The 13,983-nt window shown below is 43.7% G+C and carries 10 protein-coding genes; 5 read left to right on the top strand and 5 right to left on the bottom strand.

The genetic code is table 11. From position 1 onward, the window contains the following. Nucleotides 1-31 precede the first annotated feature (31 nt). A complete protein-coding gene (locus AC0VYI_RS15060; RefSeq protein WP_475443861.1) occupies nucleotides 32-1,687 on the bottom strand; it encodes a methyl-accepting chemotaxis protein in 1,656 nt (551 codons plus the stop codon). Between the two features lie 114 nt (nucleotides 1,688-1,801). On the opposite strand from AC0VYI_RS15060, the gene AC0VYI_RS15055 reads away from it, so the two are divergent. Then, a complete protein-coding gene (locus tag AC0VYI_RS15055) occupies nucleotides 1,802-2,341 on the top strand; it encodes a DinB family protein (RefSeq protein WP_475443859.1) in 540 nt (179 codons plus the stop codon). A gap of 33 nt (nucleotides 2,342-2,374) precedes the next feature. On the opposite strand, the gene AC0VYI_RS15050 is transcribed toward AC0VYI_RS15055, so the two are convergent. Continuing rightward, nucleotides 2,375-3,823, bottom strand: a complete 1,449-nt coding sequence (locus AC0VYI_RS15050; RefSeq protein ID WP_475443858.1) for an NCS1 family nucleobase:cation symporter-1 — start codon at nucleotides 3,821-3,823, stop codon at nucleotides 2,375-2,377. Nucleotides 3,824-4,069: 246 nt separating this feature from the next. On the opposite strand from AC0VYI_RS15050, the gene AC0VYI_RS15045 reads away from it, so the two are divergent. After that, complete coding sequence (locus tag AC0VYI_RS15045; protein WP_475443857.1) at nucleotides 4,070-4,738, top strand: GntR family transcriptional regulator; 669 nt, start codon at nucleotides 4,070-4,072, stop codon at nucleotides 4,736-4,738. 17 nt (nucleotides 4,739-4,755) lie between these two features. Further along, nucleotides 4,756-5,484: an aspartate/glutamate racemase family protein gene (locus AC0VYI_RS15040; protein ID WP_475443856.1), complete on the top strand. Its 729-nt coding sequence runs from the start codon at nucleotides 4,756-4,758 to the stop codon at nucleotides 5,482-5,484. A gap of 109 nt (nucleotides 5,485-5,593) precedes the next feature. On the opposite strand, the gene AC0VYI_RS15035 is transcribed toward AC0VYI_RS15040, so the two are convergent. Beyond that, the gene (locus AC0VYI_RS15035; RefSeq protein ID WP_475443854.1) at nucleotides 5,594-9,583 is read right to left on the bottom strand and encodes an amino acid adenylation domain-containing protein; all 3,990 of its coding nucleotides are present in this window, start codon (nucleotides 9,581-9,583) and stop codon (nucleotides 5,594-5,596) included. 413 nt (nucleotides 9,584-9,996) lie between these two features. Here AC0VYI_RS15035 and AC0VYI_RS15030 point away from each other — a divergent pair, with 413 nt between their 5' ends. After that, the gene (locus AC0VYI_RS15030; RefSeq protein ID WP_475443852.1) at nucleotides 9,997-10,878 is read left to right on the top strand and encodes an EamA family transporter; all 882 of its coding nucleotides are present in this window, start codon (nucleotides 9,997-9,999) and stop codon (nucleotides 10,876-10,878) included. 38 nt (nucleotides 10,879-10,916) lie between these two features. Next, nucleotides 10,917-11,264 carry a VOC family protein gene (locus AC0VYI_RS15025; RefSeq protein ID WP_475443850.1) on the top strand — a complete coding sequence of 116 codons (348 nt, stop codon included), beginning with the start codon at nucleotides 10,917-10,919 and terminating at the stop codon, nucleotides 11,262-11,264. A gap of 78 nt (nucleotides 11,265-11,342) precedes the next feature. On the opposite strand, the gene AC0VYI_RS15020 is transcribed toward AC0VYI_RS15025, so the two are convergent. Both AC0VYI_RS15020 and AC0VYI_RS15015 read right to left on the bottom strand, forming a co-directional pair. Continuing rightward, nucleotides 11,343-12,374 carry an asparaginase gene (locus AC0VYI_RS15020; RefSeq protein ID WP_475443849.1) on the bottom strand — a complete coding sequence of 344 codons (1,032 nt, stop codon included), beginning with the start codon at nucleotides 12,372-12,374 and terminating at the stop codon, nucleotides 11,343-11,345. Next, nucleotides 12,371-13,903, bottom strand: coding sequence for an aspartate ammonia-lyase (locus tag AC0VYI_RS15015; RefSeq protein WP_475443847.1), 1,533 nt, complete (start codon nucleotides 13,901-13,903; stop codon nucleotides 12,371-12,373). The genes AC0VYI_RS15020 and AC0VYI_RS15015 overlap by 4 nt, the downstream gene beginning before the upstream one ends. Between the last annotated feature and the right edge of the window lie 80 nt (nucleotides 13,904-13,983).

Raw genomic sequence — 13,983 nt, 5'->3', positions numbered from 1 at the left:
TGGGCCGTATCTGTCGGCTTGTTTACGCCGACTAGATCGAGAATTTTTGTACACTAATAATCAAGCTTTGTGCTATTTCTTTTAGATGATTTGCTGCCGCCGATACCTCGTGTACCGCTTGGGTGTTGTTTTTATTGAGTTGGGCACTTTCTTCAACGCTTTGCGCAACTTCGTTACTGGCTTTGCTTTGCTCTTCCAGTATGCTGGTGATTTGGTCGAGTGAGTCTAATACTTGTTTGCTGCTGTTTTCGATTTCTTTCATGGCGTTGTCGGTGGCGTTCGCGCCATCAATAACGGGTTGCATTTGATTGGCGCTGCTCTCCATGACATCAATCGTTGTTTTGGTATCCCGTTGGATACTACTGATTGTCTCGGATATTTCAGCGGTTGATTGGCCCGTTTTTTCGGCTAGGCTACGTACTTCATCTGCCACGACGGCAAAGCCTCTTCCTGTTTCCCCTGCTCTGGCTGCTTCTATGGCGGCGTTTAGGGCAAGAAGGTTTGTTTGGTCAGCAATTTCTTGAATCACAGCAATCACGTTGTAAATTTTATCCGATTGCGAGCCGAGTTTATGGATAGCATCGGTGGCTTCTTTAATGGACTTGGCTATTTGCTTAATATCATTAATATTGCTTTTCAGCTGTTTGGCACCAATGAGAGATGCCTCTCGTGCGTTACTAGACAGTTCATGAGCGGCGTTGGCACTATTAGATACCTCACTTATTCCATAGGTAAGCTCTTCGATCGAAGCCGCTATCGCCGTCGAAGCATCACTTTGTTGGGTACTGCTTGTGGCAACTTGATGGGATGAGGCTGCCAGTTGTTGCGAAGAGCCTACTAGAGCGTGACTGGCATCTCGAATTTGTTCAATGACAACTTTTAATGATGATTGCATTTTATACATCTGTGCGAGTAAGCTGCTTTCATCGTTTACTTTTATGTTGATATGATTAGTAAGATTGCCTTCGGCAATTCTTTTCACTATGCCTGCCGCATAAGCGGGGTCACCTCCTAATTGACGCAGTACATTGCGATTTATCCAGATAGCTAGGGTAATAATGACGCACATAATTAACAGACAAATGATAATGGACTGAATTTTGGCCTCTTGATTCGTTTGATCAAGAAAGACGAGCTGCTGTTCTAATTGATTACTAAAGTCATGTTCTAATCTAGCGACGAGACTATCCATGGCGGCTAGGGCGGGGCGATCTATGCCTTTTACCAGTAAGTCTGTCTCTTTGCCTGCATTAGGATTGTTTGTATCGAATTGATCTAACGCTTGCTGATAAGCGTTGCTTAATTCTTGGTGAAGATTGATAAGATTAACAACTTCCGTTGTATTCATTTTATCTTGTTGCATAAGAGACTGAGTCTTAGATAAAAGTTGTGTTACCTCACTTCTATGCTGCTTAAATTCAGCTTTGTACTTTGTATAGTTCTGCGGATTGTTGCCACGAATCAATACATCTTTAAACGCTTTCACTTGAAGCGCAAACGCCATTTTAGCATTTTCTACCGTAAGCAGTTGATGACTTTTGTGTTTGATGGATTGAATATTTTCATGCGTTGTATGACCTATTGATGAAATACTGAATGTTCCACTGAGCCCAACAACGATGATACCTAGTATGGTTATAGCGGCAAAGAGCCAGAGTCTTGTTGCCGTAGTGAGATTATTTTGCATTGATTTTCCCTAATGTATATACGACATAGATTATTTATTTTTAGTCGACAATGAGTCATAAGTATAGGAAAAGTTAATGTGAATACAGTATTGCATTGATGACGAGGACAATATATGAAGGTCAAATCCCATTTTGTGTTGATGGCGGATTACAACCAGTGGATGAATCATAATCTCTACAAGGGCGCTGGAAAACTAACAGAAACTGAACTTTCGCAAAGTCGAGGGGCATTTTTTGATTCTATTATTGGTACGCTAAATCATCTCTTGGTAGCAGACACAATATGGTTGAAGCGTTTTGCGGGTCACCCTGATTCATTTGTGGCGCTTGATTATGTGCGAAGGTTAGATTCGCCAAAGACATTAAACGAGCGATTATATTCACGGATTGATGTATTACACGAAGCTCGTTCAACGCTTGATGCCTGTATTGTTGCGTTTGTTAATGAATTGACAGATCAAGCTCTATCATCGACTTTGCAGTATCAAAATACTAAAGGCGATGTTTTTGCTAAAAATTTTGGCCTTTTGTTACTGCACTTTTTTAACCATCAAACGCACCACCGAGGCCAAGCGTCGACACTGCTTTATCAAGCAGGTATCGACATAGGTGTGACAGATTTGCTCGTTCGTATACCCAATGAAGCCGCTTAGACCAAATAAACTTAGACCTAAGCGGCTGTGTTTTTAAACGCTTTTCGCTAATTTTAATTTTTCAGAGTGCATAATGGTTTCTTTACTCATTAGCTGTTTATAAGCGAGTGCGGCAACCCCACCACTAATAAACAGTGAAAAATTTGCTAAATCAGTCAGGACAAACGATGTGATGATCGAAGCAACACCTGCAATGATTAGGGCATAAACCGCTTTTTTATTGATGCCATTGTCATACCAATAGGCTTGGTCGGTGTCCTCGGTATACAGAGCATCCACATCAATTTGCTGTTTTCGAACGACGAAGTAATCCATCAAGATAATCCCGTATAGTGGACCAATAAGAGCGGCCAGTAAATCGACGGTGTAATGAATCATTTCTGGATTGTTGAATAGGTTCCATGGTGTGAGCAGGACGGAACCAAATGCAGCAATAAAGCCACCCGTTTTAAAGCTGATTTTACTCGGGGAGACGTTAGAGAAATCAAAAGCAGGAGCAACGAAGTTGGCGACAATATTAATACCAATGGTTGCCAGAATAAACGTCAGTGCGCCCAGTACCGTAATCATTCCAGAATCAAGCTGCTTTACGGTTTCAATGGGGTCGGTAATCATTTTGCCAAATAAAGGAATAGACGCTGCAACAATCACCACACTGAAAATCGAAAACACCATAAAGTTGAGTGGAAGCCCCAACAGATTGCCAAACTTCATGTTCTTATGGCTGCTGCAATAGCGTGCAAAGTCACTAAAGTTTAATGTTGGGCCAGCAAAGTAGCCAGCGACCAATGCGGTAGCCACAATCATCATATTAAATGCTTGCCAACCAGTGAGAGACTTTGACGATAAGTCAAAGTTGATTGCACTCCAACCTGTTTGTGTGAGCATGTAAGCACACAAGGCAAACATGGCGATGTATATAGCGGGGCCAGACCAGTCGATTACTTTACGGATCATGCCCATGCCGAACATAAAGACGAATGCCTGAATCACCCACATGGACATAAAGCCAATCCAGCCGAGTGCCGAAAGTCCTAAGAATGTTGTTTTTTGTAGGGAAGCCATTTCAGGAAAGAAGTATAAGATTAGAATGATAAAGGAGCTGGAAGCAAGGAAGGTTTGTATGCCGTACCATACTACCGCAATGAGACCACGAATAATGGCAGGTATGTTCGCACCCTTTACCCCGAATGACATACGACACACAACAGGGAAAGGGACACCCGCTTTTTGTCCAGGCGTTCCCATTAAGTTAGCAAAAAAGTATACAATCATGATGCCCATGAGCAGACAAACAAATACTTGCCAGCCAGCGAGGCCAAGGGCAAATAAGCTGGCAGCGAATACATAACCACCAACGCTGTGAACATCAGACATCCAAAAGGCAAAAATACTGTACCAGCCCCATTCCTGTTTTGTGTCAGGGGCAAGGTCATCGTTAGTCAGGTTGTGGCTTGTTGAAGGGGTAGGGGGCGTTTTCATTGAATTATTCTCCACTATTGATTGTATACAATTATTAATACAATTTTAATGCCAAAATGTTCAAATCAAGGAAAAATAAGGAATTTTAATAATTTATCTCCGTTGATTTGCAGTAAAAAAACAATCCCATGTCCTTTTATGGTGCGAAATGGTTTTTTTAGTGCGACCAAGTCTCAGATTTTGTTATGAAATAAGTATTGTATTTTTATATTGTATACAATCTAATAATGATAGGTTTGTGAGTATATGAGAAAAGACGAGTTAATTTATCAGCAAATGCTGAAGGCAATTGTCGAGCATCACCTTTTACCTGATGTCAGATTGCCTGAAGACCAATTAGCCGAGACCTTTCAAGTCAGTCGTACTGGCATTCGGAAGGTTTTGCATCGATTGGCTTTGGAGAGGTTTGTCACCATTACGCCTAATAAAGGGGCGCATGTGGCCAAGCCGACAGCGGAAGAAGCCGAGCAAGTGCTGGATAGTCGTATTTTGATTGAGCCTGTGTTGATCGATGGAGTCGTTGCACATTGGAGTGAATCGAGCAAAACGTGTTTATATGACATTGTAAAACAAGAGAAAGTCGCGGAGCAGAATAATAATCTCAAAGATATGATTCAGTTGTCAGCGAAATTTCATACGGAGCTTGCGACACTTTCTGGGAATTTGGTCATGGCGGAATTTGTTAATCAGCTTACCTTGCGCTCTTCTTTGGTGATTGCCGTATTTGGTTCGAAACAAAGTGTCGGATGTGATTGCGGCCATCACCATGATTTAGTAGATATGCTGGATAGAGGGGAAGCTGAATCCGCTAAAGTTTGGATGAAACGCCACTTAGAGGCCATTAAAGCGTCTTTACAATTTACTATCGACAAACCCAAAAGCATTAATTTCAAGGACCTTTTTTCAACGATCTAAGAGTGGAGTATCCAACCATGCGTGTGCACATTATTAACCCTAATGCCAATAAAGAGATAACGGAAAAGATTCGTTCAGCTGCTCAGAGTGTGGCGCACGATGACACATGCATTATTGCTCGTAATGTGGCGCATGGGCCAGAGACGATTGAATGTGCGGTTGATGAGGTGCTGGCAAGTGCAGGTGTGTTGGATCTTATCCTGCAAGGTGAACAAGATCATGTCGATGCTCACGTTATTGCGTGTTTTGGTGACCCTGCGTTAGACGCTGCACGGGAGTTATCGAGTGTGCCTGTGATTGGTATTGCGGGTGCAGCGTTTCAAATCGCGAGTTTGGTTTGTCATCGTTTTGCGATAGTGACAACTCGTAAGCGTACTGTGCATTTTGCCAAAAATTTGTTAGTGCGTTATGGCTATGAGCATCAGTGTTCTGGTGTTTATGCTAGTGATTTGGCGGTTGCCGACTGCGAGTCAAACCCTGAAGCAAGTTTTCTTCAGATTCGAAAAGATGCACTCAAGGCGTTAAATGAAGGCGCTGAAGCGATTGTTTTAGGCTGTGCGGGGATGGCGGACTGGGAGGACAGATTAACCCGAGAGTTGCAGGTGCCTGTGATTGATGGGGTTAAAGCCGCAGTGACCCTAGCGGAGTCCTTGGGGCAATTGAAGATCGGTGTGGCTAAAACAGGTCAATATGGTTTGCCCTTTCCAAAACGCTTTATTGGCCGCTACGAGCATTTTTCAGCATAGCGTATAGCTCGTCGGCAGTGGTTTTCGCCAAGATAGCTTGTTATGTTGATGAAAAGGAAAAAAACGCCCGATCATAGGGTCAGGCGTTGTTGTTTTTAATAGACATGTTTCAAGCGCTTGTGTTGGCTTCAATTAAGTGGGTTTTAATAATCGGCCCGATTTGATCCATGTAATGGGGGTCTAGTATTTCCTGATGACGACACTTTATATTGTGAACTTCCAGCTTGCCAGTCACTCTTGAGCGCCACGCTTGTGCCTGATGCTCCAAGATATCTCCCATTGAACCGTTCATGCTGTCTTCGGCAACAAAAAATAGTAAATCAGTGTCAATTTTATGAGGGGTAAAGTGGCTAGCAATAGTGAGGTTGTTGGTTATCACCCGCTCGATATGGTCCAAAATATTGCGGTGTTGCTTTTGTATTTCCGCGACGACGGCTAGGGAGGAGTCATCAAATTCTTGCCATAAGAAAGCAGCAAGTTCGGTTTTGTTTTTTGGCGGAGTGGAGATTTTATCAAGATCATAGCCAAGGAATAAAAGAGATGACTGAATCATACTCGCTTCGTCTTTGGGTTCTGTTACGTTCAATTGATAGGGGTAGCTATCCAACATACATAGAAAGGCAATCTCTTCACCCTGTGTTTGGAGTTTTTCTGCGATGGCGTGAGAGACCAGTCCACCGAACGACCAGCCCAGTAATCGATAAGGGCCTTTCGGTTGGATTCTTTTAATACGGATAATATAATCCTCTGCCATTTCTTCAATGGACATAGGTAAGCGTGAGGTGTGATTTAGTCCGTCGGCTTGTAAGCCATATAATGGCGTTGATTTAGGAAGATAGCGTAATAAGTTGGTGTAGCTTAGGGATAGCCCAAGAGCTGGGTGAATACAGAATAAAGGCGGCTCATCACCATCACTTTTGATGGGTAAAACATGGGCGAGCGGGTCGTGCTGATGATCGCTGTCTAGCATTTCTGCCAGGTCTGAGATGGTGGATGTTTTAAAAAGTACGCCCAAGGGGATGTCAATCAAGAGCTGTTTCTTTACTTGATTTATCATTTTAGTGGCCGATATTGAATCTCCACCAATGGCGAAAAAGTTATCATGAATGCCCACTCGGCGTACTCCGAGTATGTCTTCCCACAGGATAGCCAAAGCGGCTTCTGTTTTATTGCGTGGCGCAACATAGTGACTTGAGTCGGTCCAGCTGGGTTTGGGTAAGGCTTTACGGTTAATTTTGCCGTTTGGTGTGAGTGGCATTTCTTTTAGTATGACGTAATAGTTTGGCACCATATAATCGGGCAAACTGGCAATCAGTTGGCTGCGGATGGTCTGGCTTTCAAGCGTTTCATCCACTGGAATGATATAGGCCACAAGCTGCATATCATCTGTGTTGGAAGCCTGCGCAACCACAACCGCTTGCTGTATTTCACGACAGGCTAGTAGGCTTGTTTCTATATCGCCCGTTTCAATACGGAAACCGCGTATTTTTACCTGATTGTCTTCACGGCCTAAGTATTCAAGTACACCATCTTGACGCCATCTGGCTTTGTCGCCTGTTGCATATAGGCGTGTGCCGCTCTCAAATGGGTTGGGCGTAAAGCGTTCTTGCGTTAAATCGGGACGTTTGTAATACCCTAATGCCAAGCCTTCTCCTGCAATATATAGATCGCCAGTGACATCTACAGGAACCGGTTCCATTGCTTTATCCAGCACGTAGACTTGGGTGTTGAAGATAGGGCGACCTATTGGTGGGTGGTTAAGATCAGTAGGGTTGTCCAGAAACATGATGGTAGACCAGATAGTGGTTTCTGTTGGTCCAAACAGGTTAAGGACAGGATGCCCAAGCTTTGCCATATGATTCGCCAATTGGCCTTGCAGGGCTTCACCGCCAACCAAAGGTCTGATGCCGTACCATTGTTCTGAGTAGGTGGGTAAAATGGCTTGCCACAAGGAGGGTGTTGCCTGCATTAGGGTAGCATTGTGATCAACGGCAAAACGAGTGAGTAATTCTGGGTCACGCACGATGCTTCGTTCTGCTATCAAGACGGACGCCCCCACGGTAATAGGCAAAAATAATTCTAGTATGGAAATGTCAAATGAAATGGTGGTAACAGCGAGAAATCGGTCTTTTGGTGTCAGTGCTAAGGCATTTTGCATAGCATATAGAAAGTTGATAAGTGCTTTATGAGGGATTTCAACACCTTTCGGTCGTCCAGTGGACCCGGATGTATAAATCACGTAAGCAGACGTGTCTCCAGTGATAGCGATATTGTCTAAATGCTGATGAGCCTCGGCTTGCTTAGTATTAAAATCGGGCTTATCAATAAACAGAGTCTGAGTATTTGTGTTTGGGAGTTTATTGACGGCCGCTTGGCAGCTTAGGACTATTTTGGGTTGGGCATCTTCTAAGATTTGTAGAAGACGCTCTTCAGGAAAGTCTGGGTCCAATGGTAAATAGGCAGCCCCTGTTTTTAGTGTGGCTAACAAAGCCACCAACATATCGGTATTTCGGGTAAGTGCGATAGCGACGAGGTCGTGTGCGCCCACTGTTTCCTGTTGTAGTCTGCGGGCCCAAGCATTGGCTCGGCAATTTAGTTCAAAGTAGGTGAGAGACTGTTGCTCATCGGTGACGGCAATGGCCGAAGGCGTTCGCATTACTTGGGCATCGAAGAGATCGACCACAGAAAGCTTAGGAATGGGCCTAGAAGTATCATTCCAGTGTTTTACTATTTTATTTCGTTCACTATCGCTCAACAAACGAGCTTTGCTGATTGGCTGGCTAGGATCCATGACCAAATTATTTACCATGCGCTCAAACTGCTCTGAATGGTTCATTAGGTCTTGTTCGGTGTAACGGTTTGGGTTTGCATCAAACTCTATTGTTAATCCATTGTTGTCGTTTCTGTCGAAAATAAACACTGTTAAGTCATCAATGACAGCATTGGATAGGTTGTGAAGGGATGTGGTGCAATTACCAAAAGTAAGGTTGTAATCAAAGGGTTCAACATTGACGCCTAACGAGGCGATTTGCTGTCCGTTTGACATCAGTCCTAGGTCACGCTTTAAATCTTCGTATCGGTATTGTTGGTGTCTAAGGGCTTTAAGAACCATCTTTGATACCTGTTTGATTAGGCTTTCAAAATTCGTATTGGTATCGACCTTAAGTCGAATCGGAACCGCGTTTGCCATCATACCTGGAGTGCTGCGGTGTAAACGACTTGTTCTTGCAGTGACAGGCATGGCAAATACCAAATCTTCTGCCCCCGTCATACGATAAAAATAGGCTGCAACTAGGGTAATTAGTGCTTGCGGAAGGCTGGCCTGGATATGTTTGCTCATTGCAGACAATTCGTCTTTTAACACTTGAGGGAGTTGAATGGCTTTGCGCAGTAAGCTTTTATTCGAAGGGTCGATTCGCTTGGATAAAGAGACGGCATCTGGAATGTGGGCAAGGTTTTCCAGCCAGTATTTACGGTCTTTTTTAAAACGACTGGAGTGTTTGTATTCCACTTCACTATTGATTAAATCAACCAGGGAGCCAAATGGGTTGGGTCCCGTATCTTGGTTCGTTTCTAGGGCGTTATAGATTTCTGAGAGTCGTTGGGTAAGCAGGTTTCCAGCAAAGCCGTCTAGTGCAACATGGTGGCAACGGTGATACCAATAGTAGTGTTGTTCTCCAATTTTGATCAGAGCACTGCACCATAGGGCGTCATGACGCTGGTTAAGAGGTTGCAGCATGTCTTTATGCATCCAGCTTGTTGCGGCAGCATGAGGGTTTGCTGAAGTGCTAAAATCCAGCATGGAATGATAGCCCCGATCATCATCAAGAATGATCTGTAAGGTTTGATCATCTTCTTCAATAATGCGGCTGCGTATGCAGTCCGCTTCTCGGATCAGCTGTTTGATTGCTAATGAGAATAAGTCGGGATTGAGATTGCCAATGATGTCCAGATATTCCGCAATGTTAAACGCTGCATTTTCTTCATTGAGCTTCTGGGCGATCCATTGACCTCTTTGTGCTGTTGATAACGGTAGTTTGTGCTCTGAGCAAGGCGTTGCTTTTTTCAATTCAGCCTGATGCTGGGTTAGCTCAATCATTTTTTTGCTCCTGCAAAAAGTTATTATCCATAAAATGTCAATGATTATTTTTATAAGCTGACTATTAATTTAACATTCACTTACAATATAGGAAATAATTAATTTGTAAGTTAATTAAGTGATTTGTATCAAGTTTGTATTAGTTATTTTAGTAAGATAGCTCATTATTCGAATGTATCTGCAATAAATTATTCTTATATCAATGTCTTGGCGTTGACCTTTCTGTATAGAGAACGTGTGACTAAAAAGGGCGATGTCTGTGGGTTGTAGATTTGACTGCTCAAGAAAAAGTCATTAGAAGTATTGTTTATTCCTTATAGGAATCCAATAGATGACTTTTATTCCTTTTACAAATAAATGCTTAGACTTCATGCTTGCGATCTTCGTTTTGCTTCTAAGGAAAGGGTTCCTGTATGTGGGTCTTTATCACACTTTTTGCAGCGGCTTGCCAATCTGTTCGTACCGCTTATCAAAACACCTTAGCCCGTGAGTCGGGTTTTTTGCATGCCACTATGTCTCGTTCGCTTTACGGTCTGCCGTTGGTGTCGGTTTATGTGTTGGTCTGTGGTTTATGGCTTGGCTGGGTGTCTCTGCCGGTGGGGTCGATTTTTTGGGTTGCCGCAACGGTGTGTGCGCTGGCACAAATTATGGCGACTTATCTTATGTTGCGGGTGTTTCAGTCCGGTAGTTTTGCTCTGGGAACCTTGCTGGCGAAAACAGAGGCTGTACTAGCGGCGCTGATTGGTATACCAATACTGCATAATTCGTTGAGTATATTGGCTTGGGCTGGTGTTGTAATTGGAGTGCTAGGAGCGCTGGTGATGAGCGTAAAATGGAAGAATATTAAATTAATTCATAAAGACACTTCGCTGGTATTTGGTTTGGGAAGTGGTCTTTGCTTTGCGATTACTTCTGTGTCAGCCTCGATGGCAAGCCATGCATTGAGCGGCTCCATTATTACTTGTGCAGGGGTGACCTTATGGTATGTTTTGTTGCTGCAATCGATTATTTTGTGTGGTATCCAAATAACCAAGAGACGGGACATATTTGCGCCTTTTCGTCCTAATTTTGCATTAAGTCTAAAGGTTGGGGCGTTGAGTTCTCTAGGGTCAATTGGCTGGTTTACAGGGTTTGCGCTGGTTAATCCAGCGTTGGTGAAAACGTTAGGCCAGTTAGAAGTTATTGGAACCTTGTATTACTCTAAGCGGCGTTTTGCGGAGAAAATTAGCAAGCAGCAATGGGTAGGAGGTGCCATGATTATGATCAGTGTGATATTGGTTGTGACCGCTAAATAGGTTAAAGGTGCCACTTTATTGGGTGTGTAGGAGCGTTTATGCAAACAAACAAAATTAATTATGTTGAATTGCCTGCTCGTGATTTGGCATTGAATAAAACTTTTTTTCGTCAAGTATTTGGTTGGACATTTAAGGACTACGGCCCTGACTATACGGCTTTTGAGAACGCAGGGCTGGATGGTGGGTTCTTTCAGGCTGATTTTTGCTCGCGTCCCCAAAATGGGGCAGCGTTAGTTATACTCTTTAGTGATGATTTAGAAGCAACGCGAGATAAGGTTGCTTTTGCGGGTGGTGCTATAGAACAGGAGATTTTTGAGTTTCCCGGTGGTCGACGTTTTCACTTTTTAGATCCTTGTGGAAATGAATGGGCTGTGTGGGGAAGTTAAATGGTAAAAATGACACAAGAAAAATAGACTGAAGGCCACTATTTTTTCGTGGCCTAGTTTTGTTTATGCGTCTCTGGGTTATGCTTCGCTGAACTCTCCGCAAAGATTGTTGTGCCATTTTTCGATGATGGAGTAGTAACTCTCTCCTTTTGAAAGTAAAAAATGGAGTTTGCAAAAGGCGGCTTCCAAGGTCATATCATAACCACTTAAAACCTTCATGGAAGACAGCATCGAGCCTGCAGCATAGGTGCCTTGTGATACGCCACCGTGAAGACATTGAGTCAAATTAACAATATTTTTCTTGCGCAGCATAGCCTCAGTTAAGAAATTCATAAAATGCTCGTTTTTATCGGGCACATTACCGGATCCGTAAGTCATCAGTACGATGGCCTGGCAGTTTTCATCATCTAATAAGCTTTGGTACATCGAAATAGGTTGGCTTGGGTGCAGGGTTAATACGGCGACTGCACCCTCTCGAAAGCGGATGATGGCGTTTTCTATTGGTTCAATCGTATTCTGTTTAACTGGCTTTATCATGCGGTCTGCATAAACTTGCATCTCAATGGCCAGTTCACCCAGTAAATCATCGTTTGGTGTTTGAAAAGCTTCAAAGCGTCCACTGCTAACTTTTTTCACCCGATTACCGCGCATTAATTTTCCGTCGAAGACTAAGCTAACATCGGGGATCCTGTGGTTAGCAGCTAACGAGAGCGCTGCTTGAAGATTGGCTGTGGCGTCACTTCGATTCATGCCAATGGGAATTTGCGAGCCGGTCAATAGAACGTTTTTTGTGCAAGCACCTAACATGAAAGATAACGCGGATGCCGTATAGGCCATGGTGTCTGTGCCGTGCAAAATAACAAAGCCTTGATAATCTTGCCAATGGGTTGCCAGTACGCGAACCAATTTGGTCCAGTTGGTTGGGTCAATGTTCGCGCTGTCTATTAATGGGTTGAGTTCCAGAACTTCAAAGCTTGGCAGAGATTCAAGGCTGGCTCCCATCGCTAACTCAATGCGCTCTTGCAAGCCAGAGGCAGGGGCTAAGCCCTGCTCTGAGTGAACCATGCCAATGGTACCGCCAGTATAAAGGATGAGAATATCTGAACTCATAATTTGTCCTTTTTAGAAGGCGATTTCTTCTTTGATGATGCTTTCTTTTTAGCCGTTACTTTTTTATCAGAAGCTGCTTTCTTTTTTGCAGGGGTTTGAGTATCTGAAGAGGGTTTTTCTGCTGAAGATAGTTGTATTTTGCTGGGAGAAAGCATGGATTCTGGGCTGAGTAGCAAGTTAACTTGTTCTTCTGTAAGTAAGTTTTCTTCAATGACCAATGCTTTAACGGTGTTGCCAGTATGTAGGGCAGTATTGGCAATGCGTGAGGCGTTAGTATAACCAATGTGAGGAACAAGCGCGGTGATGATGCCGATACTGTTTTCAACATGATCAGCACATTTCGCTTCATTGGCCGTAATGCCGCTAATGCAGCGCTTTTCAAGCATTTGGCAGGCTTCTTTAAGCATTTTTAGCGAGTTCAGTAGGTTGTAAATGATCATGGGTTCCATGGCATTAAGCTGTAACTGACCCGCTTCGGCAGCCAAAGTAACGGCTAGATCCGATGCAATCACCTGATAGGCGGTTTGGTTCATGGCTTCTGGTATAACTGGGTTGACTTTGCCTGGCATGATGGAAGAACCTGGCTGCATCGGTGGTAGATTAATTTCACCAAGACCTGTGCGAGGACCACTAGAAAGTAGGCGCAAATCGTTGCTCATTTTACTGAGTTTGATGGCAAGGCGCTTTAGGATGCCTGAGAAAAAGACAAATGCCCCCATATCGGAAGTGGCTTCTACTAGATTAGAGGCGGGTACTAAGGGTTTAGTCGAAATGGTCGCTAATTTTTCTACGACTAATTTGGCATAGCCTTCTGACGTGTTGATGCCTGTACCGATGGCGGTGCCCCCTAGGTTGACTTCACACAATAAGGCGCAGGCTTCGCTAATGCGGTCGATATCCTCTCCTAAAGTGACGGCAAACGCCTCGAATTCTTGACCCAGTGTCATGGGAACTGCATCTTGTAATTGAGTGCGGCCCATTTTGACAATGTGCGCAAATTCTTTGCCTTTTATTTCCAGTGCTTCTTTTAACGAGGCGAGGCTTGGTACGAAATTGTCTGCAGCGAATTGAATGCCAAGGCAGGCCGCTGTTGGATAGGCATCGTTAGTTGATTGTGATCGGTTTACATCATCGTTTGGATGCAAATATTTGTATTCACCTTTCGCATGTCCGAGTTTTTCCAGTGCGATGTTGGCAATGACTTCATTCGCGTTCATATTCGTAGAGGTGCCTGCCCCCCCTTGAATGACGTCGACAATGAATTGATCGTGATACTTGCCAAGGATCAAATCCTGACAAGCCAGAACGATGGCGTCTGCTTTCTCTTTACTTAGTAGATTCATGTCCTGATTCGTGCGGGCTGCTGCCGCTTTCACCATGGCTAAGGCCTTGATGAGCTCAGGAAAATGAGAAATAGGGACGCCAGTGATGGAAAAGTTTTGCGCTGCGCGAAGGGTTTGAATGCCATAAAAAGCTTCAGAAGGAACGTCCATATTACCAAGTAAATCGTATTCAGAACGCGTATTCATGATTGTTTATCCTGTCAATTAAAGAGAGCACGTTTTACCGTTTGGCTTCCCAATTTGAAGCGTTAAGAGAGTAAAACGTG

It is taken from the genome of Marinomonas sp. 63XJN7_9_ISO-PGPR-S23-217, from assembly GCF_056173515.1.
The sequence above is the reverse complement of the archived record's forward strand: the minus strand, read 5'-3'. Positions and strand labels throughout refer to the sequence as shown.